This window comes from Paenibacillus sp. Marseille-Q9583 (assembly GCF_976954365.1).
The window spans coordinates 1-26,088 of the sequence record NZ_CDRJTB010000087.1; the positions used below are offsets into that span (position 1 = coordinate 1).

Annotated in this window: 26 protein-coding genes, 1 tRNA gene and 1 pseudogene; 11 read left to right on the forward strand and 17 right to left on the reverse strand. The window is 43.4% G+C overall.

Annotated features, from left to right (window positions below; translation table 11 throughout):
• Positions 1 to 250: pseudogene (locus ACWNM1_RS27120) on the reverse strand (alcohol acetyltransferase); the annotation flags it as partial.
• Positions 251 to 280: 30 nt separating this feature from the next.
• Positions 281 to 1,615, reverse strand: a complete 1,335-nt coding sequence (locus ACWNM1_RS27125; RefSeq protein ID WP_449603406.1) for an MATE family efflux transporter — start codon at positions 1,613 to 1,615, stop codon at positions 281 to 283.
• Between the two features lie 102 nt (positions 1,616 to 1,717).
• On the opposite strand from ACWNM1_RS27125, the gene ACWNM1_RS27130 reads away from it, so the two are divergent.
• Positions 1,718 to 2,527 carry a MerR family transcriptional regulator gene (locus ACWNM1_RS27130; protein WP_449603407.1) on the forward strand — a complete coding sequence of 270 codons (810 nt, stop codon included), beginning with the start codon at positions 1,718 to 1,720 and terminating at the stop codon, positions 2,525 to 2,527.
• Between the two features lie 86 nt (positions 2,528 to 2,613).
• Here the strand turns inward: ACWNM1_RS27130 and ACWNM1_RS27135 are convergent, their stop codons facing one another.
• On the reverse strand, positions 2,614 to 2,985 hold the full coding sequence (locus ACWNM1_RS27135; protein WP_076283128.1) for a hypothetical protein: 372 nt from the start codon (positions 2,983 to 2,985) through the stop codon (positions 2,614 to 2,616).
• A gap of 405 nt (positions 2,986 to 3,390) precedes the next feature.
• On the opposite strand from ACWNM1_RS27135, the gene ACWNM1_RS27140 reads away from it, so the two are divergent.
• Positions 3,391 to 4,401 (forward strand): S8 family peptidase, encoded by a 1,011-nt coding sequence (locus ACWNM1_RS27140; RefSeq protein WP_449603408.1) that lies wholly within the window; start codon positions 3,391 to 3,393, stop codon positions 4,399 to 4,401.
• On the opposite strand, the gene ACWNM1_RS27145 is transcribed toward ACWNM1_RS27140, so the two are convergent.
• On the reverse strand, positions 4,393 to 5,202 hold the full coding sequence (locus ACWNM1_RS27145; RefSeq protein ID WP_449603409.1) for a methyltransferase domain-containing protein: 810 nt from the start codon (positions 5,200 to 5,202) through the stop codon (positions 4,393 to 4,395). The two genes, ACWNM1_RS27140 and ACWNM1_RS27145, sit on opposite strands and share 9 nt — an antisense overlap.
• Positions 5,203 to 5,433: 231 nt before the next feature.
• On the opposite strand from ACWNM1_RS27145, the gene ACWNM1_RS27150 reads away from it, so the two are divergent.
• The 4 genes from ACWNM1_RS27150 to ACWNM1_RS27165 are packed head-to-tail and all read left to right on the forward strand — an operon-like array spanning position 5,434 to position 7,948.
• Complete coding sequence (locus tag ACWNM1_RS27150; RefSeq protein WP_042186911.1) at positions 5,434 to 5,805, forward strand: GntR family transcriptional regulator; 372 nt, start codon at positions 5,434 to 5,436, stop codon at positions 5,803 to 5,805.
• Positions 5,802 to 6,695 carry an ABC transporter ATP-binding protein gene (locus tag ACWNM1_RS27155; protein WP_449603410.1) on the forward strand — a complete coding sequence of 298 codons (894 nt, stop codon included), beginning with the start codon at positions 5,802 to 5,804 and terminating at the stop codon, positions 6,693 to 6,695. Before ACWNM1_RS27150 ends, ACWNM1_RS27155 begins: the two co-directional genes overlap by 4 nt.
• Entirely contained in the window at positions 6,692 to 7,375 is a 684-nt protein-coding gene (locus ACWNM1_RS27160; protein ID WP_449603411.1) for a hypothetical protein, read from the forward strand. Before ACWNM1_RS27155 ends, ACWNM1_RS27160 begins: the two co-directional genes overlap by 4 nt.
• 42 nt (positions 7,376 to 7,417) lie before the next feature.
• Positions 7,418 to 7,948, forward strand: coding sequence for a hypothetical protein (locus ACWNM1_RS27165; RefSeq protein WP_449603412.1), 531 nt, complete (start codon positions 7,418 to 7,420; stop codon positions 7,946 to 7,948).
• A 773-nt stretch (positions 7,949 to 8,721) separates the two neighbouring features.
• On the opposite strand, the gene ACWNM1_RS27170 is transcribed toward ACWNM1_RS27165, so the two are convergent.
• Positions 8,722 to 8,805 (reverse strand) — tRNA-Leu (locus ACWNM1_RS27170).
• A gap of 187 nt (positions 8,806 to 8,992) precedes the next feature.
• On the opposite strand from ACWNM1_RS27170, the gene ACWNM1_RS27175 reads away from it, so the two are divergent.
• Positions 8,993 to 9,439, forward strand: a complete 447-nt coding sequence (locus tag ACWNM1_RS27175) for a hypothetical protein (RefSeq protein WP_449603413.1) — start codon at positions 8,993 to 8,995, stop codon at positions 9,437 to 9,439.
• Positions 9,440 to 9,513: 74 nt separating this feature from the next.
• Here ACWNM1_RS27175 and ACWNM1_RS27180 read toward each other — a convergent pair whose 3' ends face one another.
• The 3 genes from ACWNM1_RS27180 to ACWNM1_RS27190 all read right to left on the reverse strand — a co-directional run bounded on the left by ACWNM1_RS27180 (position 9,514) and on the right by ACWNM1_RS27190 (position 10,974).
• Complete coding sequence (locus ACWNM1_RS27180; RefSeq protein WP_042186900.1) at positions 9,514 to 9,732, reverse strand: hypothetical protein; 219 nt, start codon at positions 9,730 to 9,732, stop codon at positions 9,514 to 9,516.
• Between the two features lie 250 nt (positions 9,733 to 9,982).
• Positions 9,983 to 10,300, reverse strand: coding sequence for a hypothetical protein (locus ACWNM1_RS27185; protein WP_036689410.1), 318 nt, complete (start codon positions 10,298 to 10,300; stop codon positions 9,983 to 9,985).
• A gap of 101 nt (positions 10,301 to 10,401) precedes the next feature.
• On the reverse strand, positions 10,402 to 10,974 hold the full coding sequence (locus ACWNM1_RS27190; protein ID WP_076283133.1) for a xanthine phosphoribosyltransferase: 573 nt from the start codon (positions 10,972 to 10,974) through the stop codon (positions 10,402 to 10,404).
• 174 nt (positions 10,975 to 11,148) lie between these two features.
• Here ACWNM1_RS27190 and ACWNM1_RS27195 point away from each other — a divergent pair, with 174 nt between their 5' ends.
• Positions 11,149 to 12,261, forward strand: coding sequence for a YkvI family membrane protein (locus tag ACWNM1_RS27195; protein ID WP_042186895.1), 1,113 nt, complete (start codon positions 11,149 to 11,151; stop codon positions 12,259 to 12,261).
• Here the strand turns inward: ACWNM1_RS27195 and ACWNM1_RS27200 are convergent.
• Genes ACWNM1_RS27200 through ACWNM1_RS27210 form a run of 3 tightly spaced genes read right to left on the reverse strand, consistent with a single transcriptional unit; the run spans position 12,248 to position 17,939 of the window.
• Positions 12,248 to 15,496, reverse strand: coding sequence for an AAA family ATPase (locus ACWNM1_RS27200; protein WP_449603414.1), 3,249 nt, complete (start codon positions 15,494 to 15,496; stop codon positions 12,248 to 12,250). The two genes, ACWNM1_RS27195 and ACWNM1_RS27200, sit on opposite strands and share 14 nt — an antisense overlap.
• Entirely contained in the window at positions 15,486 to 16,796 is a 1,311-nt protein-coding gene (locus ACWNM1_RS27205; protein WP_449603415.1) for a metallophosphoesterase family protein, read from the reverse strand. The genes ACWNM1_RS27200 and ACWNM1_RS27205 overlap by 11 nt, the downstream gene beginning before the upstream one ends.
• A 6-nt stretch (positions 16,797 to 16,802) precedes the next feature.
• A complete protein-coding gene (locus ACWNM1_RS27210) occupies positions 16,803 to 17,939 on the reverse strand; it encodes a glycosyltransferase family 4 protein (RefSeq protein ID WP_042186889.1) in 1,137 nt (378 codons plus the stop codon).
• A gap of 157 nt (positions 17,940 to 18,096) precedes the next feature.
• Between ACWNM1_RS27210 and ACWNM1_RS27215 the strand changes: the two genes are divergently transcribed.
• Entirely contained in the window at positions 18,097 to 19,500 is a 1,404-nt protein-coding gene (locus ACWNM1_RS27215; RefSeq protein ID WP_449603416.1) for an RsmB/NOP family class I SAM-dependent RNA methyltransferase, read from the forward strand.
• A gap of 112 nt (positions 19,501 to 19,612) precedes the next feature.
• Positions 19,613 to 19,708, forward strand: a complete 96-nt coding sequence (locus ACWNM1_RS27220; RefSeq protein ID WP_197069771.1) for a sporulation protein YjcZ — start codon at positions 19,613 to 19,615, stop codon at positions 19,706 to 19,708.
• Between the two features lie 144 nt (positions 19,709 to 19,852).
• Here ACWNM1_RS27220 and ACWNM1_RS27225 read toward each other — a convergent pair whose 3' ends face one another.
• Both ACWNM1_RS27225 and ACWNM1_RS27230 read right to left on the reverse strand, forming a co-directional pair.
• A complete protein-coding gene (locus tag ACWNM1_RS27225) occupies positions 19,853 to 20,494 on the reverse strand; it encodes a histidine phosphatase family protein (protein ID WP_449603417.1) in 642 nt (213 codons plus the stop codon).
• Between the two features lie 27 nt (positions 20,495 to 20,521).
• Positions 20,522 to 21,460: a ketopantoate reductase family protein gene (locus ACWNM1_RS27230; protein ID WP_449603418.1), complete on the reverse strand. Its 939-nt coding sequence runs from the start codon at positions 21,458 to 21,460 to the stop codon at positions 20,522 to 20,524.
• Between the two features lie 163 nt (positions 21,461 to 21,623).
• On the opposite strand from ACWNM1_RS27230, the gene ACWNM1_RS27235 reads away from it, so the two are divergent.
• Positions 21,624 to 22,193 (forward strand): TetR/AcrR family transcriptional regulator, encoded by a 570-nt coding sequence (locus tag ACWNM1_RS27235; RefSeq protein ID WP_036689376.1) that lies wholly within the window; start codon positions 21,624 to 21,626, stop codon positions 22,191 to 22,193.
• Here ACWNM1_RS27235 and ACWNM1_RS27240 read toward each other — a convergent pair.
• Genes ACWNM1_RS27240 through ACWNM1_RS27255 form a run of 4 tightly spaced genes read right to left on the reverse strand, consistent with a single transcriptional unit; the run spans position 22,184 to position 26,027 of the window.
• A complete protein-coding gene (locus tag ACWNM1_RS27240) occupies positions 22,184 to 23,182 on the reverse strand; it encodes an ABC transporter ATP-binding protein (RefSeq protein ID WP_449603419.1) in 999 nt (332 codons plus the stop codon). The two genes, ACWNM1_RS27235 and ACWNM1_RS27240, sit on opposite strands and share 10 nt — an antisense overlap.
• Positions 23,183 to 23,204: 22 nt before the next feature.
• Complete coding sequence (locus tag ACWNM1_RS27245) at positions 23,205 to 23,987, reverse strand: ABC transporter permease (protein ID WP_341053704.1); 783 nt, start codon at positions 23,985 to 23,987, stop codon at positions 23,205 to 23,207.
• Positions 23,984 to 24,805 (reverse strand): ABC transporter permease, encoded by an 822-nt coding sequence (locus ACWNM1_RS27250; protein ID WP_449603420.1) that lies wholly within the window; start codon positions 24,803 to 24,805, stop codon positions 23,984 to 23,986. The genes ACWNM1_RS27245 and ACWNM1_RS27250 overlap by 4 nt, the downstream gene beginning before the upstream one ends.
• Positions 24,806 to 24,854: 49 nt before the next feature.
• Positions 24,855 to 26,027 carry a serine hydrolase domain-containing protein gene (locus ACWNM1_RS27255; RefSeq protein WP_449603421.1) on the reverse strand — a complete coding sequence of 391 codons (1,173 nt, stop codon included), beginning with the start codon at positions 26,025 to 26,027 and terminating at the stop codon, positions 24,855 to 24,857.
• Positions 26,028 to 26,088 lie beyond the last annotated feature (61 nt).

Here is a 26,088-nt window from a genome sequence, read left to right on the forward strand (position 1 = left end):
GATACTGCTGATCCTCAGCGATCACAATTTTATCCGTGCTAGACTCTAAATAATTCCAAAACACACCCCTGCGAAGCTTCACAGTGAACATCGGAAATCTGTCGAATACAGTATCGGCGGCTTGCTGTAACGCATCCACATCTACAGGATTTGTCAGAACAGCTGAGATCCGATAAACGGAAGTGTTTTTTGTGTTTGTAACGGATGGAAATAGTTTTGCTGCGTTATCAAGTTTGTACCACTTTTTCACTTCAAAACTCCTCTATTATTCTGCTGTTGACTAGTTGATACTCCACTTTTGCATTGTCTTCCTCAAACAAACATAGCTTACCACGACACAGATTATCTCTGCCACTACAAAGGAAAGCCAAAGGCCGATGTTACCTAACATTAAAGGAAGGATAAAGAAATTCCCCATCAACAAGACATACCGTAAAATCGCCAAAAGCGCGGATGTTCTAGGATTGTTAATGGCTGTGTACAAAGTGTTAATTATAATATTGGCCCCTACAAAGATAAAATTAAAGCTATAAAATCTGATGATCTCACTTGATGTAGTCATGACCTGTAGATTGTCTTTTACAAAAAGAGAAATTAAGGGAGATTTAAAAATAATCAATATCGCTGTACAAACCACACCAACTAATGTGACTATTTTAATCGCCATTGTAATCAATTCATTTATACGGCTATATTCCTTCGCTCCGTAATTCACGCTGCTAATGGCTCCTAACCCTCTCGACATGCCCATGATAACTGCATTAACTACAAGTGAGATATACTGAACTACCGCAAATGAAGATACCCCTATTTCACCAAATTTAGAGATCAAAATCCAATTGAAGATCATAGAAGAAAAACCCGCACTGAATTGCGTAATCGCTTCCGAGGAACCGTTATAGATCATCCTTCCGATTGCTTTAAAATCCATTTTCCATCTACCCACTCTTAAAATGCTATCCTTTGAGATAAAATTCGAGAAAAATAATATAAAAACAATCGTTGCACTGATCCCAGATGCCAAAGCAGCACCGGTAATCCCCATATCGAAAACGCAGATAAAAATCAAATCCAAGATGATATTCAAAAATACACTCAGTAAATTACCAACCATATAAAGCTGAGGTTTCCCCATAGATTGCAATGAAATACCAAGTAAAATATTAAAAATTACAGGCACGACAAATACACCAAAAGTCTGTATGTAATCAACAACCATAGGAAAAAGCACTGAATTTGCTCCAACTATTCTAGCCAGTATATGAGGAAAAAAAACTACTATTATGAAAATAACTACGGCTATCATGAGCAGTGTGTAAAAAGCATTATTGAAGTAGTGGTTGGCTTTCCCCTTGTTCTGCTCTCCCAGACTAATAGCGGTTAATGTATTTCCTCCAATGGCAATTAAGATTCCTATACAGGAAATAATATTAAAAATCGGTGAAGCCATATTCACTGCAGCTAGCGCATTAGGTCCTACAAAACGCCCCAAAATGACTCCGTTAATAATTCCGTACAGACACATAGAAAGTGAAGCTACGATCCCGGGGATTGCATAACCGCGAAATAGTTTGGAAATTGGATCTTTTAATACATTGAGTTCTGTTGTCTTCATCTTGTCATTCTCCATTCACTGTTTTGAAATTTTAGATAAAAATCAGTACAATGAACACTATAATCTCTTGTGTAACACAAGAGTCAACGGGAGAACGATGCAATGAACAACTATTATTCTATTGGTGAAACAGCAAAACTAGCAGACACAACTATCGAAACCTTGCGGCATTATGACCGAATTCACTTACTGAAGCCTGCTAAAGTAGATCCCTCCTCCGGTTATCGCTATTATTCAGATAAAGAGCTTATTTATCTTGATGTCATCAACTTCTGCAAAAAAAAGAATATGCCACTTCATAAGATTAAAGATGTTTTTACGAATGATAATCTCGATTATATTATTAATTTTCTTAAAACAAAGGACGAGGAAATTGAACAGGAAATCAAACAGCTGAATAAGACAAAATCACAGCTTAGAGCTTTACGAAAACAATATGAAAATCAAGCTTATGTATCCGATGTCCCTCTATCCCCCACCCATTTTTTAACTAAGGCTTTGGGAGAAAGAGCGATCGTAAAAATCCACTCCCTACAGAAACCCAGCCTCGAAAGTTTCCATCAACTGCAGAATGCGCTAAATCAACAGCTTGAAGATGAGCCAAGAGATGCATTCGCTTTTGATCTTCGTGCAAATATTATGACTACTTTAGAGCCAAGTGAGAATCCATCTGTCTTTTTTGTAGTTTGTGAGAAGTACCCTGAACAGGCCGACTGTATTTCATTATTACCTAAAGGAATTTATCTCTATGGTTATTGCTCGGAGGAGCAGAGAATGGAAACGATGCAGAATATCGCTGCACATGCTAAAGCCAAATATAATACGGAGATTCCATTCGTCATCCAGTCAGTCATTTTCACCGGAATGTTTCAGTGGGTTTATGAGATTCAAGTATGGTTAAAATCTGCGTGATCTAAAATAAGACAAATTAAACAGCACGTGGCGATATAGGATCGACACGTGCTGTTTATTACTGAAATAAAGCTGACTTGTCCAAACTAAAATCTAGCGACAAAAAATTCACGGTCAGCTGGGACGTTAAAACTCTTCAAAACTACTCCATTCTCGTCTCTTATTGTCAGCAGGTAAGGTACTGATGTTAATGTGCTAATCGTAGGAAATCTGGCCACACCGAAATCATCGAAATCAGCGTTCACAGTTGTGGTACCATTTTTTAATGTAGCGGTCCAGCCCGAAGAATCTTTAGGTGTGCTATTCGTACCTAAACTTGTAGCGAGAACCACAAATCTGTCCAATGTCTGTCTGATTCTCCGTTTCTTTCGTGTTGCAGCTGCCTTCACTCTTTTAGCTGCGAGGGCTTTGGCCGCCATAACGGCTTGCTTATTGACTGGCTTCTTAATCATTGCCATTTACTTCACCACTTTCTTTTTAGGATACGATAGTAGATGCGAGATTGGCGCTTCCTGACCTAATTATTACCTACGATTCTAGAAATGTACTTTATTCCTAGATTCATAGATTCGTACCCACTGGATCGGTGATGCATATAATGCACTTGTGAGGTGATCCATTAATAAATGAGCCGACAATTATGGCTAGAGCAATATAGTTCAAGAATCCATAGCGCGCTAAGAAAAAGAATTCAACACTCCCAAGTCCGTCGCGGTACATCCGCTAAAATTCCTATCATTATCAAATTCAAACAAAAAATGACCCCAGCACAGCTGAAGTCATTAAAAAAACATTTAGAATCACACGACTTTCCTATCATACATCATCTCCCCATACTAAATTCTGTATCATCACGAGTTTCGATGAACTGTCTGAAACAGATGTGCAGTTGGCATGGAATCGATAAAATCTATGTTGACGGAATTAAAAAAACATCACTTTATATAGCGACACCATCCATCGGTTCAACATCCGTCCAAAAGAAACAGGGACTTACCGGAAAAGGAATCAATATTGCCATTCTTGACACAGGAGTGTATAGGCACCCTGATCTGATTCAGCCCTGTAACCGTATCGTAGCTTTTAAAGATTTTATCAATCACAGAAAACTTCCCTACGACGATAACGGCCATGGGACTCATATCGCAGGGGACGCGGCAGGCAACGGATGGATGAGTAAAGGGAAATACAAAAGCCCTGCTCCAAAGGCAGGGATCGTTGGTGTTAAAGTACTTGATAAAAATGGTGACGGATATGACTCCACGATTATTAAAGGAATTGAGTGGTGTATTGCGAATCGAAAGCGACTAAAACTACGTATCCTTTCGATGTCATTAGGGGGTACGGTAAATTCACCTTGTTCTGACGACCCGCTATGCCAAGCCGTAGAAAAAGCAATAAAGGCTGGACTCACTGTTGTGATAGCAGCTGGAAATAGCGGCCCTGGACGCAGGACGATAGAATCTCCTGGTATTAGTCCTTCTGCAATTACTGTAGGTGCAGTGGATGACCGTCGCACGCTCACACAGAAGGACGACCGGATTACCTCGTATTCAAGCCGCGGACCTGCACCGGGAGGGCGAAAGAAACCAGACCTCGTAGCTCCTGGCGAAACCATTATCTCTCTTCGTGCGCCTCATTCCAAGCTAGATCGCGAGCTACCTTACTTGCGAATCGCTAAAAATTACTTTGTGCTGTCCGGTACCAGTGTCTCAACACCTATTGTCTCTGGTGTCATTGCTCAATTGCTGCAGAGAAATCCCTTACTAACTCCTAAGCAAGTGAAATCCATACTAAAAAAGAACACATTCTCTTTGAAACTTCTCCCTAACACAGCGGGCTCTGGTGAGATCAATGCAAGATTCTTATTGTGATTTTGCTTCCTTCTTTAATGCTGTGATAACAGAAACTGATAACACTTCAGTAAATTTACCCGTAGGTTCAATTTCTAATAAAGAAGATTTCAAATCCGCTTCGAATCGTTCCAAGTGATCTCCAAATAAGCGCTTTGAAGCATAGGATGTGGAATACAAATTTCCAAGAATAGAATCCACCGTCCATGTCACTGAATAACTCGGTAAAATCAATCTTTCCACATCCTTAAAGCTAGATTGTGCAACAATATCCTCATGTCTTTCTTTAGGATGAGTATAGATGCTATCTCCTGCGATTCTTTCGTTACCTAACCAGCGTTTCACTACTTCGTTTACCTTAAGCTGCCAAGATAATGGCTCATGCCCTAAATTAAAAGTATCAATAATTGCTAGACCGCCATTATTGTCCGAACTGTGGTATAGGATTTCAAGAATAGACGATCTATCCATCCAGTGAAACGCTTTGGCTAGGATGGTAAGACGGAAGGAACCCCAGACATTCTGCAACTCTTCTGCTCTACCAAGCGTCCAACTAACGTTATCAATCCTATGGATTTTTGATAGACGATTAGCCTCTTCCAACATTCCACTTTCCGTATCTACACCTATCATTTCTTCAAACCAATCACTAAATCTTAGTCCCAGCTGACCCGTACCACACCCTAAATCAAGCAGACGGCCTTCTCCGTTAAGCGAAAACTTCTGAATTAAGAACCGAATAAGGGATGAAGGATACTGCGGTCGATATTTTGAATAGTACACTGCCGTACCTTTAAATAAATCCGGACCATATTCATTCATAGTTTCACCCTTCTCTTGTTTTCTAATAGGACAAAATCATAGCAGACATCCAACTAAAATAAAAGGCAGTTCGGTTTGACCGAACTGCCTTTTTATTTATGCTGATACGTCAATTCGCTGGATTTGGGCTCAAAGGATCAAAAAATCCACATAGAAATGATTGACAAATAAGTTCGTTGCATATATGGTTAATTACATAACTAACTAACCAATGAACATGGCGGTGAATACATGGGAAGCTTAATGGATGATACTCGACCAATATTTATGCAGATCGCCGAACGCATAGAAAATGACATCATCGAAGAAACACTCCTGGAGGAATCACAGGTTCCTTCTACAAATCAATTTGCTGTTTTTTACCAGATCAATCCGGCGACGGCTGCGAAAGGTGTGAATTTGCTTGTCGACCAAGGAATTTTATACAAAAAGCGAGGTATCGGCATGTTTGTAGCTTCTGGAGCGCGCACAGTATTGATGGAAAAGAGAAAAGAACAATTTTATGAGCAATATGTTGTAACTATGATCCGTGAAGCAGAGAAATTAGGAATTACGTTGGATCAATTAACGAAGATGATTCAGAGGGGAGATAATCGGTCATGAATGAAGTCGTTGAGATCAAGGGACTGACCAAGTCGTATGGAAAGGTAACCGTCATCCAAGATATTAGTTTTTCTTTAGAAAAGAACAAAATCTATGGTCTGCTTGGCAGAAATGGTGCGGGCAAAACAACAATCATGCACATGATTACAGCACAGTTATTTGCTACAAGTGGTGATTTGAAGGTGTTCGGGGAACATCCCTACGAGAATAACCGCGTACTCAATCAGATTTGCTTCATTAAGGAAAGCCAAAAGTATCCGGATACGTACCGCATCATCGATGTTCTAGAGGTATCCGAGTTATTCTTCCCTAACTTTGATCAGGACTACGCCCACTCCTTAATCAAGGACTTTAATCTCCCCTTAAAAAGAAGAATAAAGAAGCTGTCTAGAGGTATGCTCTCAGCGGTGGGCATTGTAGTAGGCCTGGCTAGCCGCGCTCCGCTGACTATTTTTGACGAACCTTATTTAGGTCTCGATGCTGTGGCAAGAAGCCTGTTTTACGATCGGCTAATTGAGGATTATTCAGAATATCCGCGAACAGTTGTCTTGTCTACACATTTAATTGACGAGGTAAGCCAGCTATTAGAGCATGTCATTGTTATCGACAACGGTAAGCTGATTATCAATGAGGATGCTGAAGCTCTTCGCGGGCGGGCTGCTAAAGTTATCGGTGCGGCTGCAAAGGTCGAAGATTTAATCACCGGTAAAGAGATCATCTCTCGTGAATCCTTTGGCGGATTACTTTCTGCCACTGTTATTGGCTTAAACTCAACAGATCTATCACGTGCTGAGATGCTTGGTCTGGAGATCTCCCCGATATCTTTACAACAGTTAATTGTTCATCTTACAAACAGAAAATCCAAAGGGAAGGGAGTTGCAGTGCAATGAACCAAATGACAGGGATATTAAAAATGCACTACAAGGATAAATGGTTTTGGTTGTTTATGCCTTGGATTATATTATTGTCCAGCTTTTTGGTTAATCTCGTCATAGCTTTTTTCTTGCAAGAACCAATGTATACCGGTGGCCTAGTCTCTATCTTCATTTATATGTTTGTCATAGGTATCATTATATTAGTACAGACTTTCCCCTTTGCCTTGGGCTTAAGCCTACGGAGGACAGATTATTTCTTCGGCACATCCTTGATGGCCGTTATAACAAGTGCCGGCTTCTCACTTCTTCTGTTCCTGCTATCTATTGTAGAAACCAAATTAACACCTGGATGGGGTGTGCAGCTACATTATTTTCACCTACCATACTTGAATGATGGTACTGTGCTAGAGCAGCTGTGGATCTATTTCATGATCTTGTTGCATATGTTTTATTGGGGATTTGTTATATCCAGCATCTTCCGTAGATTCGGTAGAAGCGGCCTATTCATTTTCGCGGCAGTTATGTTTATTCTGTACAGTGTCGCTGGATTATTAATGACATATTATCAGTGGTGGGTAGATGTATTTAATTGGTTGGCTAGCCATACCGCATTTGAACTTGCCTTGTGGAGTATGCCCTTGACGGTCTTGTATGCACTCTTATCGTTCTGGATGCTTCGGAAGTCTACAGTATAAGACTCTGCCTGGAATATTGTTAATATTTATAGGGGGTACTGTATGGATTATGTGAGGGATTACGCCATGTATGCTTCTATATTCGGTATGTTTAGTTTTAGTTGGTTTGGTTGGGCACAAGAAAATCCCAGATCCAGCTGGCGAAAATATATTGGCATAGCTTCTGGTGTATCCCTTCTCGTCTGCTTGATTGGTGTCTATTTAAGTGTGACGAACTGGGATGCTCCCTCCGTATTAAATGACAAGACCTCTTTTGATAATTATCTAATTTCTGTCTATATTGAATTATTGTTGGCTGGTGCTGGAGCTTCTATATTGATGAAATGTAAGTATAATGATTATGTTGCTCCTTGGATTGCCTTTATAGTAGGGATTCATTTTATTGGCTTAAAAAGTGTGTTTAACGACTTCAGTTTATACCTTTTAGCAGCACTTCTGGTTGCAATCTCTATCGTATCACTATTCATATCTAAAAAACTTAAGGTCGCAAACAGTGCAATTACAGGCATTGGTGCTGGGACAGTTTTGTTCGCCTTCGCTCTAATAGGGTTAATTCGATATTTATTAAGCTAAGTCAAACCATGATCATCAGAACTTTCATGAGCCATCCGCTCACATCTCAGAATCAAAATGATATACCTTTATTAACCCATACCCTTCACCGAACTAGAGAAAGCCTGCAAATGATCAGCTTTTTGTACATGATATCTTCCTCATTAAGTTCAAAAACTGAGAATGTACAGGTATATCCTCACGGATGGCTCGAAGATTTCTTCTGAAGTAAGAATTCCTGCAAATTTGCAGGAATTAAGGTGTTAGTCACCCTCGTATTATTTATAAATGTAATTTTGTAGGCTGAGGCGACTATGGGAAATTTCAGGGGGCAATTCTGGTGCATTTATGCCTCACTTTCTACTTTTTCTCAGTCTCAATCACGGATATAGGGGATTCCTCCCTTTAAATTTACGCTTTTGTCCATAAATCGATGGATATAGGGAAAACCTCCCTATAATTCATTGGATTTTATCGTTTTTGGGGTTTTATCCGAATTTATAGGGAGTAATTCCCTATACTCATTGAAAATAACTGAATTCTAATAATTATAGGGAGAAATTCCCTATAATCTTGAATTCTCCTTTAATAAATCCAACTCCAATGCTCCCTGACTTTCCCTCAGATATACACCTACTTACACACCTGTAAGTTCATTGAATTATACAAAACTCTCATGAGCCTAGGCTCCATCCACAATGAAAATGTTATTCCCTTATCTATGGTTACTGGTTACTCAACCTTACATGTACGTAAAGAAAACTCCCTTGATTTCTCAAGGGAGTTTCTAGTGATGCGGTCGAGAGGACTCGAACCTCCACGGTATTGCTACCACACGGACCTGAACCGTGCGCGTCTGCCAATTCCGCCACGACCGCACATCATAATGACTACATATCAAACTTGCGGTCACAAGATAGATCATACCATGCTGAGATTAAAGCGTCAATATATTTTCCAGTTTTTCTTATCGATCATTATTTTATGGATAATTATTGCTTTTAATTCCGAATATAAGGTATAATGAGAACAAAAGTTCGCATAATATAAATGAGGTGATTTATAATGGCGACTACGAAGTTGAAGACATCCATTGTTGATGAAGATGTTACTAAAGAAGAACTGTCCCTTGTCAGAAGCTATTTGCTGCTAACGTTTATTCATAAAGTTTTCGAGCGTGACTGCCGTGTAATCAGCAAAAGTGGTCTATTTAAGACCCCTCAGCTTTATATGGAGCTGTTGTCTGGTGCCACTAAGAAGACCTCACTAATGCTTCAAGAGGTTACGCGTGAATTGAGCTCACGTGATCTGAAGATCACAACCGTTCGCCAAGATCAACGAGGAGTCGAGGCCTTGTACTCCTGTAGAGGATATCAAGGTGAGATGAATATATTATGGCCAGGATTCCGTAGAGAGATGATGCTGCGAATGCGTGCGTATCTCGGACTGTCCACAGAGCTCTCCATACTCTCCAGAGAAGAGAGCGACTCCCAGCTAGCTTTAAGTATTTAATCCGTCAGAGGCATATATGTAAGCAGAACAGCTCCCCACCCAATTTGGGTAAGGAGCTGTTTTTGCTGCGGAAACTATATATTATCAGGTTCTTTCCTTGGTTCGCTGAAGGGTTGGAATAAATAATTCCGATCTAGCTTTACTACTCGTCTATTCTGACGACGTATCATCACCTGCGAATCATCCCAAGCCAAAACAATCCCTTTTACATCATTACTTTCTATGCCGTCCCGCACCACACGAATTTTCTCGCCGGAAATTCGGTACGCATCCAATTGTTCATCGCTAATCATCATGAATTCCTCCCTCTGTATAGCTTATCCTATTTTCATTAAGCAGAAACGGATACGCCCCCCTTTTAGGGGATAGTTCCGATGCAGTGATACTACGTATCGCTCGCAAAGATCCGTTCTGCGAAAAATATAAGGATAAAGGATAGCTTAAAATATATACTTTCTTATATTTCCAGAAAAAAGACCCAAATGAAAAATCATCTGGGTCTCGTATAAGTAATTGACCAATTGCATGTCTACTAAAGCATTCTTATATCAGCGCTTCATTCTTCTCGAACCAGAAATCAAGAACTTTAGCGGACATCACACGTTGCTCCAGATACTCCACTTGGTTTGTTGTGAATTTCTCCCTCCAAGGGAAGGAAAGTTCCTCACATAAACCTTTGATTGTCAGAAGTTCTGACCAAGCTACATAGCGTTTGTACCAAAAAAACTGAGGATGTTCAATCATATAGGGATACAGATCGTCGAATTCCGTGTGTTTGCAATCCAGCGCACGCTCGAAGTGATCCTTGGCCTCGGTTAATTTATCAATAAAAAATTGCTCAGTCACCGGTTCTTTCCCCATTGTGACGCCTCCTCCCTATGTCTGATTTTATTATAAAGGAAAATCTATAGGGTGAAAAGCAGTTGTTTGAAAAATAGGCCTGTTCTTATCTCAAAAACGAGTTATTCCCCAAATTCAATGGTGCCTCCACTAAGAGAAGTAATTCTTACGAGTGACTCCAGTCGGATGCCTTGTTCTTTGATCGTCCGGGCTCCAGCCTGAAAGCTTTTTTCCACTACAACGCCAAGACCTACCAGCTCAGCGCCAGAGCGCTCGATGATCTTAATCAATCCACGTGCTGCATCACCATTAGCAATAATATCATCGATAAAGAGGATTTTATCCTCTGGAGAGATGAATTGGCGAGACAACATAATGTCGGTAACAATGCCTTTCGTAAAAGAAGGAACTCTTTCACAAAGTGCGTCCGGATCTGCTAACAGTGTTTTTTTGCGACGTGCAAAAACTAACGGCACCTTTAACTCATATGCGGTGGCAAATGCCACGGCAATGCCCGAGGATTCTACGGTCACAATACGTGTAATTCCGCAGTCCGCAAACCTCCCGGCAAACTCCCGTCCCATTTCCATCGTAAGCTGCGGATCTACCTGATGATTCAACAGTGCATCCAGCTTCAGCACTTCATCCGAAACGACGACACCTTCCTCCAAAATCCGCTGTTTCAACACTTCCATGACTTTGAACCTCCAATACCCTTTATAATCGCAGACGTTCCGTACAAATGAATCACGGAAGTCATGTCCTACTGATCCTCATCATAACCTGTACTATACAGAGTGCACAAGGCAATCCTGCATAGCAGGCATTATGATTTTTCTTTTGTTCTTAAAACTATTAGGAGGGGAGCCATGAAATCACATGTCCGAACATTACAGATCGCATTCACTTACATTGGCACCATTGTAGGAGCCGGATTCGCCACCGGACAAGAAATATTAAAATTCTTCACTCGTTACGGACACTGGGCAGTCCTGACCATCCTGCTCTCTACTATACTGTTTATATGGCTGGGTACGAAAATGATGGTCATCGCTCGGCGCATAGAAGCAGAGTCTTATGAAGACTTTAATCGACACCTCTTCGGTGACCAAGTCGGAAGCACCATCAGTTTGTTCACGATGGTCATCTTAATCGGTGTCAACAGTATTATGCTTGCAGGCGCAGGCGCTATTTTTCAAGAGCATCTTGGATTTCATTATCAAACAGGACTAATACTCACGCTGGTTGGTTCTTATTTTCTGCTTAAACGGGGAATTTCCGGTATTCTGCAAATGAACAGTCTGATCGTCCCATTAATGCTTACGCTGTCACTCATCATTATTTTTAATACCTTTCAAATTCCAGGAGCTCAGCGGTTCTTATTCCTAGAAACGGATCGGACAATCTTTGGCGCTTGGATGTCGCCGCTGCTCTACACCGCCTTTAATCTAGGTATGGCTCAAGCCGTATTAGTTCCCATGGCTCGACATACGGATGAAGAAAAATCTCTTGTCTGGGGCGGTATTATTGGTGGTGCCGGAATTGGCTTTATGTTGATCGCCGCACATTTCGCGATGAGCTCCCAGATGCCTGATATTCTCCAATTTGAAATCCCTATGGGCAACATCGCCATCCGGTTGGGTACTGTAGTACAAACTATATATTTGTTGCTGATCTTTTTGGAGATCTTTAGCACTTTTGTTGCCGACATTTATGGCGTCACCATGCAGCTTAAACAACGAATTCCAGTTAAACCCGCATTGATTACGCCGATTCTGATGTTGGTCTGTTATTTACTGAGCCAATTTGGCTTTAGCTCTCTACTCTCCGTGTTCTACCCGATCTTCGGAGCTTTGTCGATGGTCTGGGCTGTCATGCTACTACGTACGCCATGGTCTACTCCACCACGTAGCGATTCCTCATCGGGTTCGAGTGGAAAAGGGAACAGCCTTGTATCCATAAAACCAGTTACACGGAAATAACTGCTGCTGTTGGAATGATTCGTGCTGCCGCTTCCGCCACATGCTTGTGACAGGTCATCATCACAATCTGGCGGGAGACCGACAGTTCACCAAGCAATGAAAGCGCAGCATGAAGACGAGCCTCGTCAAAATTGACGAAAAGATCATCGAACAGCAGTGGTAACGATACTTGCCGAGACATCGTCTCTGCAAGTGCCAAGCGGATGGAAAGGTACAACTGTTCTGCCGTCCCACGGCTGAGCAGACCGCTGTCCAGCAGGCCAGCATCTTTGTGTTCCGCTTTTAGTTCTTTATGACCTAGAGTCATAACTACTCTTTTGTATTCCCCTTCAGTCAGCTTGGAGAAATAGTCAGATGCAAGCAAAAGTACCTGCGGTTGCTTCTCCTGCTCATAAATACGGCGGGTTCTTCCGATTAATTCAGCAGTTAATGCTGCTACCGCATACTTATCAGCCACGATTCGCAGAGCAGCTCTCTGCTCTTCCAATTGCTGAATAACAGAGTCCTCCATACAACGCTCTTTCAAATACTCCCTTTCCTGAAGCAGCTTTCCTCGTTGCTCCAGCAGGGTGTTCCACATTTCTTCTTCCCGTTCAGCTAGCTCTTCAGCTGCCGTACGTTCCTTCTGGAGTGCTGAAGCATCATGATGATCTAATAATAACTGCAAGGCGTTAACTCGCTCGTCCTCCCAGCCTCCAAACATGGCTAGCTCCCACTGGCGAATGGATTTATTCAGCTCACTACGCCGCTGAACAGCAGCCGATCTCCTTAAGAAATCCTCCCCGCCTGTTGCTCCGCCTTCGTGCAACAGGTGTTCACGCTGTTCTCTTAACTCACCTAATACCCTATGGCTCTCCTTAAGCTCTTCCAGAAGCTCTTGTAACCGTGACTGAATACCTTCCCGGCGAACCAGGTCCTTTTTCAGTTCATCCCAAGCTCTTTTTCGAAGTTCCAGCCAGCTTAGTAAAGTTAGTGCAGAGCGTCGCTGTCCATCGTGCGGATCCATATCAAAGCTAGTTGCCGCCGCTACGCCAGACTCGTCTAAAGGATCAGTACCTGATTCATAAATGAGCGCAAGCAGCTCCTCCTCGAACACGTGACACTTATCTTCCAGCTCTTTCAGACGTAAAGAGAGCTTATTCTCTTGGCGCAGCAGTTCGTTCCCTTGCTCCACCATAGCGAAGATATCCGGTAGCCCTTCCGGAGACAACCCTTCGGGCAATCTGCGCTCACGCAGCCATTCTTCATATTGCTCAGCAGTTTGCGTAAAAGCCGTCTCCGCCAAGCTCATTTCTTCCGCGAGCAGCTTCTCTTGGCCTGCCAGCGTCTCCAACTCCGTGCGGCAGGCATCCCGATCGGCGGCATAGCGTTCAATGCGCTGCCGCCAAGCGGACCAAGCCTCCATGAGCCTGCGAAGCTCCTTCATGGAGGCTTCCAGCCCGCCTGCGTCAGGGCTGGATGCCGGGGCGGCCGATCGCCGCCCCGGCATGGCGCTATCCGGCTCCGTCCCGGAGAGCAGCTGCCCCCGCAGCCGCAGCATCTCGGCTGCGGCTGCGCCCACGTCCCCGCCATGCCCTGGCGGGGACGCTTCCGGCCGGCGCGCTCCGCTGAGGCCGGCCCAAAGGGCCAGATCGGCCGCGCCAAGCAGGCCGATCGCGAGCAATGCGCTGACCGGCGGAGCACCGGTCAGCCACAGCGCTGTGGGCAGCAGCACGGTTAGTGCTGCCCCAGCCCACAGCAGGCGCCGGTAGAGCGCGGCCATGCGCTGCGCGCTAGGGCCGTCACTTCCGGCGCCGGGGCCGCGCTGCGGCCCTTCGCTGAGCTGCGCTTCGCGCCAGCGCTCGGCCGCCTGCTGCAGCTCGTCCCACAGCTGCAGCACTTCTCGGGCGCTGCGCGGTGCCAGCTGCGCAAAAGATTCGGCGCCGGTTGCGTGTTCACGCGCCAGCGCCCGTTCTGCTGCCTGCAGCGAAGCTGAGGCAGCGGCCAAGCGGGAACGCAGCGTCTGCCGCGCTGCGCCCTCCGCTTCCATGCGGCGATCATAACTTGCAAACGCCGCCGCAAACCTCCGTGCAGCTTCACGATCCGCCGCTGCACCCGAAAATGCAGTCAGCTCTGCCGCGCTCCAGCTGACATCAATGCCTCGCAGAATTCGCTGCAAATGCTCATTCAGCGCGGTCCATTCACCTTCTAGCCGCTGTCTTTCCGCTCGCAGGTTTTCATAGCTGCTCCGATGGCGATCCAGCCGCTCCAGGGCAGGCCCTTGCGCTGTTAACAACGCATCCGGCGGATTCTGCGTCAGCTCAGCCGTAAGCTCACTTTGCAGACGTTCATAACGAGTTACTGCTCCCTGAGCATTCCGAATTTCACCTTCAAGTGTCTGATAGCGAATCGCTCCATCTTCAGGAAAGGTTGTAATCACTGGCAGGTCCTGCAGCTCGAGCTGCGCATCGCTCCATTTTAACCACAATTCACGAACATCCTGAGCTTTGCGAAGCATCACGAGCTTGTCTCCAGTAAGCTTACGTTGTTGTTCCAGTTGATCTAGCTCAGATTCCGTAACCTTTAATGCTGCTATATTACCGTTATAACGTGGAAGATAAGAGCGGCTCTCCGCCATCTGACGCTCTAGTTTCTCAATAGCCTGAACGATTTTAGCAGCTTCCTGCAGCTTGCCCCGAGGTTTATACAGCTTCTCAGCTTCCTGTACCAATCGGCGTTCCGCCCGCATGATCGTTCCACCACCGCCCATACCCGCGTGAAAGAGAAAGCTGCCCATCTCTTCTGATTGAAGCGCAGCAAGCTCCTGCAGTTCATCGAGAGAGACCGCGAACAATTGATGGAACATGCTCCGAGAGATACCACCAAGCAAAAGACGCTCCATTTCAGCTTGCCCTAGCTCTTGCGTTGTTCCATTCGGATGGTTAACCGTGATGTTCAGTTTCTCATTTCTTCCTGAGCCCTCACCGCCAGCTGTATGTCGACGAATGGTCCACAGGGCACCATTACCATCACATGCCTTCAGTATTCCCCCATGTAATCCGCCTTGCATAGGTTCATACCTCTCCGTAGGGTTACCACGACTTGGAATCCCAAACAGCATGGAGCGAATAAACTGTAACGTCGTGCTTTTTCCTGCTTCATTACGTCCATAGAGTATGGTAACTCCTTCCGACAGTTTAATCTCTCGGTTATGCAAACGTCCGAAGCCATGAATCTGCAAATGTTCAATTCTCATCTTCTGGAGCACCCTCCATTCCACCGAGCATTGTGATTCCCTGTTCTGCTGCACTACGAAGCCAACTTAGCTTCTCCTCTTGACTTGTAACCGAGAGCAGCTGTCGCAGCTCCTGATTCTCCATGAGCGGCTTAAGCGCACTGTTTATTAATTCTTCAAGCCCTTCTGCTGAATGTTCCGTACGCTCTGTAATTCGCAGCATTTCTCCAAGAAAGCTATCCTCCTCTAATAACCGTTCACGGTCAATAGCTAACCCGGATTCTACAGCGAATCCTTCCACCCAGACAAGTCCCATATAATCTTTACGCTCAGCACGTACCGCCTCACGGCGTTGGAGTTCAGACAGCAGATCCTCTACCGCTCCTTTTTCAGCTAATACTTTATGTACGTCCCCGCATCCGATCAGACGAAATCTGACCACTGACATCAGCTCCGGGAGTTCCTCCCTGATATCGTCAATCACCTGCTCTACCCTTTGTATCCATTCTGCTTCATTACTCAATCCCTCAATGGACAGATCCCGTACCTGCCAGCGAACATAATCAAGCTCATGAAAATGGGGCGTAGCACTTCCAGCCTCATCAACATCCACAACATAACAACCTTTTGGTCCGGTTTCCTTAATGCTACGTCCCTGTATATTGCCCGGATATATAATCGCCGGTTTTTCATGCAATACACTACGTTTATGGATATGTCCAAGTGCCCAATAATCAAAACCCCGTTCGATAAGGTCCCTACGACTGCAAGGAGAATACGTCTCGTGCAGTAAATCACCGTCTACATTCCCATGCAGCATAGCAATATGAAACAGACAGCTGCCAGGCTTTCGAGAAAAGGTCACTGCAGTGTTGTCCGTAACTTTCGCAGTCGGATAGGAGATTCCACTAACAATAGCCACTTCTTGACCATCTTTGCGACGGTAAGCCGTAGCGAGATCTGGCTTCTCTCCTCCAAACACGGTTACATGCCTGGGCATTTCTGTAGTCAGACGCAATCCGTCAAGTGGATCATGATTTCCATGGATCAGAAACACGTGTATTCCTTGCTGATCCAGTTCCTTGAGCGCTTCCTGAAATCGCAGTTGACCCTGTAAGGAAGCGTCAGAAACATCGTATACATCTCCACTGATGACGATAAAATCAACATTCTCTTGGATGGCAACGCGGACAAGCCGCCCAAGGGCGGCGAAGGTTGACTCACGTAAATAAGAACGAATGGCTGGCGAAATATGCGCCAGCCCAGCAAAACGGCTATCCAGATGTAAGTCAGCAGCATGTAGAAATCGAAATGGAATCATAGCTGCTCACCCCTTCGTTCCTGAGGGATACTGTAAGTATGTCTTTTTAAGTTCATTAGCGACACGAGTTAGCGAGTACAAGCTTTTCGCTTTATCCCAAGCTGAACGAGAAAGCTCATAACGATAAGCCGGATCAGATATCACCTTCTCTAAAGCGTCAGCAAGAGCAATCTCATCATCAGGACTGACGAGCAGGCCATTCACACCATCTTCAATCTGCTCCGGTATCCCGCCTACATTCGTCCCAACTAAAGCCAAGCAGCTAAGCGCTGCTTCTGCAAACACCGATCCGAAGGCCTCCGCCCGAGAAGGCAGCACGAAAATATCAAAGAAAGGCATGAATTCTTCCGGATGGAGCGTATATCCATAAAAAATTGTTTCATTATAAATTCCTAATTGCTTAGCCATGTTTTCCAAATCCGCACGGGAAGGTCCATCTCCAATAATATGCAGTACATATTCATGGCCGCGATTTTTAAGCTCAGCACAGGCCTTGAGTAAAGTATCAATTCCTTTGGCTGGAACTAGACGTGTCACAGTCACTAGCTGTGGTACAGCGTTGTCATGCGGGACTGGCTTAAACCTTTTCTCATCAAAACCATTCGGTATTACTCCTATATTAGAAGGATCTAGAATATAAGGCGCCACATACTCTGCAAAAGCTTGCGACACAGTCATTAACCGATCACTAACATGCTCAAGTTCGCGGTATAGCGAAACTAGAAACTGATGTTCCAGCCCACCTTCAGAAATAGCTCCATTCAGAATCAGCTCTCGCTCATAACTGGAATGTAAGGTTTGAATTAACGGAGTATTTGGAAATACTTTTTTCATTGCTAAACCAGCAATTGGATGATGGGAATGGATAAGATCATATGTCTTGCTCATTCGTAGTTTAGTCCACCATAGATAATCACGGTAGGTCTGAATATATTTCTGAACGATCTGACTTTCCCCAAACTGGGTCCAATCAAAGGTCTCGAATATGACTTCTTCATGTCCCTTGTTGCGAATCCGCTTAGGTAACCAAAACAAATCCATCTCCCAGCGGCTTGAACGGAACCTTTCCTGAAGATAAGGGATCATGGACGATACACCACCGGGTTGCTCCGGTGGGAAGAAGAGCGCTTGCAGCAAATTCATATGGTACATCCCCTTTACAATTGCCTTACGTACAGTAAGACTTGGCAATTATGATATAGTTGTGTATATGTAGAATTTCAGGTACGATTACGTTCCCCATACCTTGATTTTATCGGTATAAACATGAAACAGCAACTAAGAAAAAGGAGAATGATCTATGAAGGAAGAACAGCTGCCTGCCTCTTACACCGCATATATACAAGAAATGCTGGGGCAAGAGGCAAATGCTTTTCTAGAAAGTTATTCAGCTCCACGAACGCAAGGACTTCGCTTTAATCCATTGAAAAGCATCTCAGATTCAGGTCAAGTCGCAGTAGAACGCACAGTCTCACAGTTTGACCTGAAACCTATCCCATGGTGCCCTGATGGTTATTATTATGAAGAGCCCGCTCGACCAGGCAGGCACCCTTACCATGCTGCTGGACTATATTATATTCAGGAGCCTTCCGCAATGTCCGCAGCTGAACTGCTGGCACCGAAACCCGGTGAAACCGTCCTCGACCTTGCAGCAGCTCCAGGGGGTAAAACTACGCATATCGCTGGTTTAATGCAAGGACAAGGCCTCTTAATTTCTAATGAAATCCATCCAGAGCGTGCAAAAATTCTTGCAGAGAACGTAGAACGTTTAGGTATAAAGAATACCCTCGTAACCTGTGCAACTCCAGAGCAGCTGTCTTCGCGCTTCCCACTTGCTTTTGACCGAATTATGCTGGATGCTCCTTGCTCAGGAGAAGGCATGTTTCGAAAAGATCCAAATGCCGTTCAAGAGTGGTCTCCTGACCATGTGGTTATGTGTGCGGCGAGACAATGGGACATCCTGCAAGACGCCTACCTTATGCTTAAGCCTGGGGGGACTCTAGCCTACTCTACTTGCACCTTTAACCGTCAAGAGAATGAGGAGATCATTGCCCGATTGACGGATCGTTACCCCGATATGGAGTTACTTACCCACAAGCGCCTTTGGCCACATTTAGAAAAAGGCGAAGGCCACTTTGTTGCACTCCTACGTAAGCAAAGTGTCACCGAAAACGACGTTAACGATGACGCCAAACGCAGCACCAAAAAGCGTCGAAGCAAAAGCAACCCAAAAATTAATTCTTCCGTTCGCGATGCATACCAGTTATTCCAAGACTGGGCTTCGTTAGAGCTTCCTGGTTTCTCATATCAAGGCGTCCCACTGCTGTTCGGAGAATCCCTTTATTTACTGCCTGAATCCTTTAATGGCAAACTCCATACTGGGCTGCTGGATGGTTTGCGTATTCCTCGTGCCGGGCTACATATTGCCCATTTGAAGAAAAATCGGATTGAACCCGCTCACGCCCTAGCGATGGCGATTCAGCACACACAAGTAACACGTAGTTTTGATCTCAGTAGTGGGGGGCTGGAAATACATGCTTGGCTCCGGGGAGAAAGCTTACCAGTGCCGGTGGAATTACATGGATGGACACTAGTAACTTTAGATGGTTTGCCGATAAGTTGGGGCAAAGCAAGTGCAGGCCAACTTAAGAATCATCTTCCTAAAGGACTTCGCATCTTAAAAGCCCATATTGACGAGCAATAGGCCATAGACCAGTACATCCAGTCCACTTTGGCATATGATGTCATTATCTCAGAAAGCTGCGACACCCGCCGCAGCACTTGAGAACAAAGACATATGGTAAGGAGGAATTAACATGGGTGAATTTCATGGAGGAGCCTTCACTTCGACTGGAGCGATCTTGGTACTTTTTATCTTGCTCGTAATCATCTCCCGTTCGTTGTTCGTTTAATACCAATCCGGCTAATTAGACGGTGAAATTAAAGCGGCTGTGTCGTCCTTTGTAGGGCGGTGCGGCCGCTTTATTTCTTTCCAGTCTAGGGTTCTTGGCTTGCTCAATCAGCGCATTCAATAAACCCATATTTGTACCTCCCAATCAATTGGCCATACCAGCAGCCTGATCACTTGATATATGTTCCGTAAGATTTTCTGCTGTAACTGCCCACTTATCTGCTTGATACTCTATTTTATGAATACTAGTATATGAAGTCGGGAAATGAGCACTCTTATTCGTCCACGTTAGCCCTTTTAAAACATGGTATATAACATTGATTACACCACCATGAGTGACCACAATTACATTTTCATTTGGATCAGTACTCTCCAGTTCATTACATAGTTTTGAGAAACTTGCATTGATTCGCGTAAAAAAATCCTGTGGGCTCTCTCCTCCTGGAAATCTCTCATCCATTCTTAATTCCGAGAAATAGAGACCCGGGTATCGTTCATTTGCAATTTCATGGGGCATTCCAGCGATTACACCATTGTTCGTTTCTCTCCAATACTGGCTGCTTTCAACAGGCAAATTAAGCTCTCTGGCGATCTCATTTGCTGTATCTAACGCACGTTGCAAATCACTACAAAGAATACGGGCTATGTTAAAGCTAGATTGATTTTCCTTAAGATAATATCCAAGACGTTCGGCTTGTCTATGTCCCTCTACTACAAGTCCACGTTGACTCCAACCCCCACGAAAGCCTTCATCATCTATTCCATGCCTTATAAAATATATAGCCATCGATTGTATACCTCCTGAACAAGATTGTTATACATTTGCATTAAACTTCGAAAACGCTTGTTTTTTAAGTTGATCCCAATTGGGCGTTGCAATGTTTGCTTGTTGCTTCAAAATATCAAATGAATTAAACAAAGCCGCTAATTCGCTGAAAGAACCGTCCACTAATTTCATAAACGGTAATTTATGAATTATTGTCAGACCATAATATACAGCCTGCTTGTGCTTTCGAACAAAGTTAACTTGCCCTGCCGGAGTGACAGTATAACCTAATTGCTCCATGATTTGAAACCCCTCGTCCATTACTGAAATGGCTTGTTTTAATAGCTTCTTATCTTTGGATACCTTTTTCAAATCCCCGTCATGAAGATAACTAAGGGAGTTCAAAGCCACTATTGGCACGATATGACTTTTGAGCCAAGCATCCATATCCTCATGATAAGTTAGCTTATATTTAGCGTTCTCAAACGCTTTTTCCAGTAAGTGTTTTATTGGGATCTCACCGTCAAGACTGCCAAGTACCATTTGCCCTCCTGCATGTATTTTGATAACACGACCGCTCGTTTCACGAATTCCTGCACTCAGCTGAAATCCGAAGAGTATATTTTTCCTCACATTGCTCATTTCCTGTAAATCTTTTTGCATTCCATGTGCATCGCCATTGTTCCCCACAAGAATTATATTCTGACTATGATTATTAGCTAGAATAGGTAACACGGCTGGAAAATCATTATATTTCATTACAACAAAAATAAGATCATAGAGATCATCCGGTTGAAGCTCTGAGATGACTTTTACAGAATCCATAGTGTTTTTACATTGAAAATAATGGCGAAGTACAAGTCCGTCTTTCGCCAATTGCTCTGCTCGCTTTCCTCTGGCAAGCATGGTGACATCATTTCCCCCACGCACTAGAACATGTGAAAGATAGCTGCCTAATACTCCCGCTCCAAAAACTAGAACTCTCATAATTAACTCCTCTATCCCTTTTTAGACATTTGTTGAATTTTGATCAACTGTTCGATAAAATCAGATTATCACATCTCCGGTAGGGTTCAATCGTTAGTTTGATCGGTTTTGTTGATTTTTCAACAAAATACAATACATTGTTTAATAAAAAGGGAGTCTTACCATGGACAGAAGAATTAAAAAAAACCAAACAGCCATCATGAATGCATTAATTCAACTGATGGCTGAAAAAGATTTTGAAAAAATAACGATCAACGAAATCGCAGAGCGCGCTGATGTAAACCGCGGAACGATTTATTCCCATTATGCGGATAAATACGATCTGATGGATAAATGCCTGGAGGCTCAGCTCCAGCAACTAATCGAAAGCTGCTCCGCAGTGGAGGATGAAACCGAACCTAATCCCTCGAAGGCGTCATTGCTCCGCACACTGGAACAATTGGAGGAGAACGCTCTCTTTTATAAGACTTTATTAAGAAACAAAGCTCTGCTCTCCTTTAGAAACCAATTACAAGAAATGATAAATGAGCAGATTAAGGTACAATTTTTAGAAAACAATTTTAACCTGGATGAGCTGAGTAAAGATATATCTGTGCAATTTTTGAGTTCGGCGACTGTCGGAGTGATTGAATGGTGGTTTACCCATAGTAATCCTTGCTCTGCAAAAGAGATCACTGAAAAGTTATGGTCCATGCTCGATCTAAATCTGCAGATGATCCGTTCTCAAGCTTGAATATGTTCTCCCGTATCCATCTCATAAATGGAGCTGATGATTTTTTCAATGGGAATCTCCTTAATAGATATGTCAAGGATCTCTACCTTTTCGCTAAGGATATGCAGAAACTCACCCATTTTACATTTCTCGGTATCGATCTCTAATTCCACTTCGTAATCCGATATTCTTTCCGATATCAAAGTTCCAGGCAGATCAATATCTCCAATCGTTGTGGCGGCTGAAAGCCTGACTACTTTTTTGGCGCCCAGATGCAGTCGAAGTTCAGAGAACTTGTCGTCATATACTTTTTTCCCTTGATGAATTATAAGTACTCTTTGAACCAAACGCTCTACATCTTCCAAGTCATGTGTCGTCAGAATAAATGTGGTGCCTTCCTGATTCATTTGCTTAATGAATTCTCTGATTCTTTGTTTAGCTATAACATCCAGCCCGATCGTCGGCTCATCCAAAAAAACCACTGGCGGAGAATGAAGCATTGCCATAATAAACTCGCATTTCATTCGTTCTCCCAGTGAAAGGGTGCGCGTAGGCTTAGTGATAATATCACCAATCTCAAACATACTTACAAATCGATCTAGTCTTGTACGAAAGTCATTCGTAGGAATATCATAAATTTCCTTGTTCATATAAAAGCTATCCAAAGGAGGAATGTCCCATATTAACTGCGATTTCTGTCCGAACAGTACTCCGATTTGTTTTACATATTGATTTTTTTGCTTATGAGGGTTGTATCCTAGAACATTTATTTCTCCCGATGTGGGATAGAGAACACCTGTCAGCATTTTAATAGTCGTAGATTTCCCCGCGCCGTTTGGACCCAAAATGCCAATGATCTCTCCTTTTCCAACACTGAACGAAAGATCTTCTACAGAGGTGATAATCGATTTTTCACGGTGAAACAGACTTTTAAATACGCTTTTTGCATCTTGTCCACGGTGATACGTTTCATATTGCTTAGTTAAATTCTTGACGGTAATAATGTCCAATGTAATTCTCCTTCATACAAATTCATCCTCCGGCACTTTTGTAACTACGAAGCATGTACGTATAGAGCCAAATTCCGAAGGCAGCAAATAATACACAAGGGATAATCGCTATAAAAAAATAGGCTTCCCATCGTCCAATCAGAGTAGATGCTGGAAAGTAAGCAATCATGGAAACCGGAAAAAGAAAAGAACTTACGGCTACGACTGCTTTAGGGAAAATCGTCCCTGGATAACGCCCAAAAGACTTAATGCTCTCAAACATCTCCGGCAAGCGGGAATTCGCTACCCATTTGAAGGAAATTGCTGCCACAATAAGCGCCACGCCGAACATAACAAGCAGCCCTGCGCCAAATAACAACAGGAACAATAACCAAGATCCGATGGTCATCCCATCGATTCCACTAAGTGCGTATACAAACATGACTACTCCTCCACCTAAAAGCCCGATACTTTCGAACTCAAAAGATCTGGCCAACAGCAGAAAAAGGCTCGAGGTTGGTTTAATTAATACCACTTCCAAAGTCCCTTCTACTACATGAGACATTGTATTCCACATAATTCCGTTAAAAAAAATCCCAGCACAAGCCGTAGACAAAATGAAAACAGATTGAATTAATAGTGCCTCTTTAAAGGTCCATCCTTCAAATGAAGCATTCGAATTATAGATGAACACCGTTACTAGGGGAAACAACACATTCCCTATGAGCATGATAAGGCTATTAAGAATAAAATTAACGCGATAGGTGATCGCAGAAGCAATATTCGCCTTCATACAAGTTTTGTATATTAAATACATACGTTTCATGCGCCCACCCCCGTAAAATGCTTAAGCGATACCGCATACAGCACCCGGCAGACTATTCCGGCAATTATAACGGCTACAAGCTGCAACAACAAAACTTGGGGAATAGGTAAGGTTATATCAGCTAAAGTATAGCTACCTGTATAGACCATTGCAGGCAGAAAGGTCGTATATTGAAACGGTAAGAAAAAGGAAGCCATCTGTAAGGATTTTGGAAAAAAGACTAATGGAATCAGTGATCCTGAGAATATCCCCTCACAAAGACTGAAAAAGTTACGAATACTGGAGGATTGCACCATCCAAAAGGCCACCATTCCAATACTATAGTGGATGAAAAAATTCATCATAAACGCCATAGCTATCGATAACATTGTGTATAGTAAATTTGCGGGTAAAACATCAATATGAAAAATAAAGAAGAAGATCATAAAGCAGGGTATAAATTCAAATAGAAGCCCAAGTACCCTATGCCCTGCCTTCTGTGACAATGCATAGAACATATGATTCATTGGTCTTAAAGAGAACGTAATGAATTTCCCGGTGCGAATGAGCATCTGCAAGTTCCAATCGGCAAAATCCATGGTCAAGTAGTTGATCAACATCGTGGCGCAAAAATAAGAGAGCATCTGAGAGAGCGACATCCCGTTAATTGAGGATTCCCCATTATAAACAGCGCTCCATATATAATACTGCACTAAAAAATATACCGGGCCTACAAAAATAGAAACCATCGAATGCGTTCTGTACGCACTCCATTCCTTATAAGTAACAAAAGCAACCGCTCTCATCACGCGAAAGCGGTGCTTTATCTTCTCAAACATAAGTCACATCCTGCCTATCTTTGATATCTCACTACAACTAACCTTGTTCTTATTCGAGTCCAGACCAGATCACATTGTTTGTGCCGAAAATAGCTCTACCGTCCCATATATGGTTATGAAAAGGGATATACCAAACGGCAACCAGCTTTTCTACCGGGTCAATGACCAAAGAACAAGATCCCCATCCTTCGTGAAAAAAAGTGCCTTCAGAATAAGATGTACTTTCATTATATCGAAGGTCTGGCCCAAGACCGTATGGTCTATCCGCTCCTCCATCTCCCCATGCGTAGTTTGGAAGTTTTTCAGAATTGAACCGCTTGGTCATTCTCTGAACAGCCATCCGGCTTAAGATATGACCACCTTCGTATTCCCCATGGTTAAGCAGCATGATTCCGAACTTTTGTAGATCATTAACGGTTGAATACATTCCCCCACCAGTTCCGGGAGTCTTGATTTCTTCCTCAGACCTTTGTTCTTCATCCGTAATTTCCCCGTTTTGCAGCTTCTGAAGATATTCCTTGGCCTCTTGCGAACGAATAGCGATCCTACCAGCTTTCTCAGGCGGAATATCAAAGAAAGTATCTGTCATGCCTAACGGTTTTACAATGTTGTCCATTATGTAATCTTCTGCAGAAACACCTGTTATTTTCTCAATAATTGCACCAAGAACCACGTATCCGAACGAGGAATACATCCATTGAGTCCCTACCGGAAAACGAATGCCATAGGAAAGTCCAGCTTTAATCCAATTTTCTTTTCCAAGCTCTGATTCATAAATATACCACCATGCACTTTTATAGTAGGTATCACTTATAGTGCCATGATCAGGTGCGATGCCTGAGGTATGAGTCAGTAAATGAGCAATTGTAATCGGCTTAAAAGGATCGGCATCAAATTCCGGAAGAATAGAACTAACTGGTTGTCCCATAAAAATTTTGCCATCATCTGCCAGCTGCCAGATCGCTGTTGCCGTAAACAGCTTGGTAATAGAAGCGATTCGAAAAATTGTATCCGTTTTTAATTCTTGGTCGCTATCTTCTTCGTAACTGAAGCGTCCCCCCGCTCCATTAGCAAATATTTTCCCATAACGACTAAGAGAATAAATATAGCCATCTGCTACTTTCTTATTACAGAGATCCTCATAAAAATGATTAAGTGCCTCTAATCGGTCCTCCCTGTAATTCGCTTCATTCAGCTTGCTTAGCTCTGTGGATGATAACATTATTCGCACTCCCCCTATCATTCATTAAAAAGAATAGTAATTCTCAAAAATGTAAATTTAC

Excerpts from the sequence above, each read along its gene's own strand:
- ACWNM1_RS27125 (WP_449603406.1), bottom strand. The coding sequence starts at position 1,615 with ATGAAGACAACAGAACTCAATGTATTAAAAGATCCAATTTCCAAACTA.
- ACWNM1_RS27130 (WP_449603407.1), top strand. The coding sequence starts at position 1,718 with ATGAACAACTATTATTCTATTGGTGAAACAGCAAAACTAGCAGACACA.
- ACWNM1_RS27135 (WP_076283128.1), bottom strand. The coding sequence starts at position 2,985 with ATGGCAATGATTAAGAAGCCAGTCAATAAGCAAGCCGTTATGGCGGCC.
- ACWNM1_RS27140 (WP_449603408.1), top strand. The coding sequence starts at position 3,391 with ATGAACTGTCTGAAACAGATGTGCAGTTGGCATGGAATCGATAAAATC.
- ACWNM1_RS27145 (WP_449603409.1), bottom strand. The coding sequence starts at position 5,202 with ATGAATGAATATGGTCCGGATTTATTTAAAGGTACGGCAGTGTACTAT.
- ACWNM1_RS27150 (WP_042186911.1), top strand. The coding sequence starts at position 5,434 with ATGGGAAGCTTAATGGATGATACTCGACCAATATTTATGCAGATCGCC.
- ACWNM1_RS27155 (WP_449603410.1), top strand. The coding sequence starts at position 5,802 with ATGAATGAAGTCGTTGAGATCAAGGGACTGACCAAGTCGTATGGAAAG.
- ACWNM1_RS27160 (WP_449603411.1), top strand. The coding sequence starts at position 6,692 with ATGAACCAAATGACAGGGATATTAAAAATGCACTACAAGGATAAATGG.
- ACWNM1_RS27165 (WP_449603412.1), top strand. The coding sequence starts at position 7,418 with ATGGATTATGTGAGGGATTACGCCATGTATGCTTCTATATTCGGTATG.
- ACWNM1_RS27175 (WP_449603413.1), top strand. The coding sequence starts at position 8,993 with ATGGCGACTACGAAGTTGAAGACATCCATTGTTGATGAAGATGTTACT.
- ACWNM1_RS27180 (WP_042186900.1), bottom strand. The coding sequence starts at position 9,732 with ATGATTAGCGATGAACAATTGGATGCGTACCGAATTTCCGGCGAGAAA.
- ACWNM1_RS27185 (WP_036689410.1), bottom strand. The coding sequence starts at position 10,300 with ATGGGGAAAGAACCGGTGACTGAGCAATTTTTTATTGATAAATTAACC.
- ACWNM1_RS27190 (WP_076283133.1), bottom strand. The coding sequence starts at position 10,974 with ATGGAAGTGTTGAAACAGCGGATTTTGGAGGAAGGTGTCGTCGTTTCG.
- ACWNM1_RS27195 (WP_042186895.1), top strand. The coding sequence starts at position 11,149 with ATGAAATCACATGTCCGAACATTACAGATCGCATTCACTTACATTGGC.
- ACWNM1_RS27200 (WP_449603414.1), bottom strand. The coding sequence starts at position 15,496 with ATGAGAATTGAACATTTGCAGATTCATGGCTTCGGACGTTTGCATAAC.
- ACWNM1_RS27205 (WP_449603415.1), bottom strand. The coding sequence starts at position 16,796 with ATGATTCCATTTCGATTTCTACATGCTGCTGACTTACATCTGGATAGC.
- ACWNM1_RS27210 (WP_042186889.1), bottom strand. The coding sequence starts at position 17,939 with ATGAATTTGCTGCAAGCGCTCTTCTTCCCACCGGAGCAACCCGGTGGT.
- ACWNM1_RS27215 (WP_449603416.1), top strand. The coding sequence starts at position 18,097 with ATGAAGGAAGAACAGCTGCCTGCCTCTTACACCGCATATATACAAGAA.
- ACWNM1_RS27220 (WP_197069771.1), top strand. The coding sequence starts at position 19,613 with ATGGGTGAATTTCATGGAGGAGCCTTCACTTCGACTGGAGCGATCTTG.
- ACWNM1_RS27225 (WP_449603417.1), bottom strand. The coding sequence starts at position 20,494 with ATGGCTATATATTTTATAAGGCATGGAATAGATGATGAAGGCTTTCGT.
- ACWNM1_RS27230 (WP_449603418.1), bottom strand. The coding sequence starts at position 21,460 with ATGAGAGTTCTAGTTTTTGGAGCGGGAGTATTAGGCAGCTATCTTTCA.
- ACWNM1_RS27235 (WP_036689376.1), top strand. The coding sequence starts at position 21,624 with ATGGACAGAAGAATTAAAAAAAACCAAACAGCCATCATGAATGCATTA.
- ACWNM1_RS27245 (WP_341053704.1), bottom strand. The coding sequence starts at position 23,987 with ATGAAACGTATGTATTTAATATACAAAACTTGTATGAAGGCGAATATT.
- ACWNM1_RS27250 (WP_449603420.1), bottom strand. The coding sequence starts at position 24,805 with ATGTTTGAGAAGATAAAGCACCGCTTTCGCGTGATGAGAGCGGTTGCT.
- ACWNM1_RS27255 (WP_449603421.1), bottom strand. The coding sequence starts at position 26,027 with ATGTTATCATCCACAGAGCTAAGCAAGCTGAATGAAGCGAATTACAGG.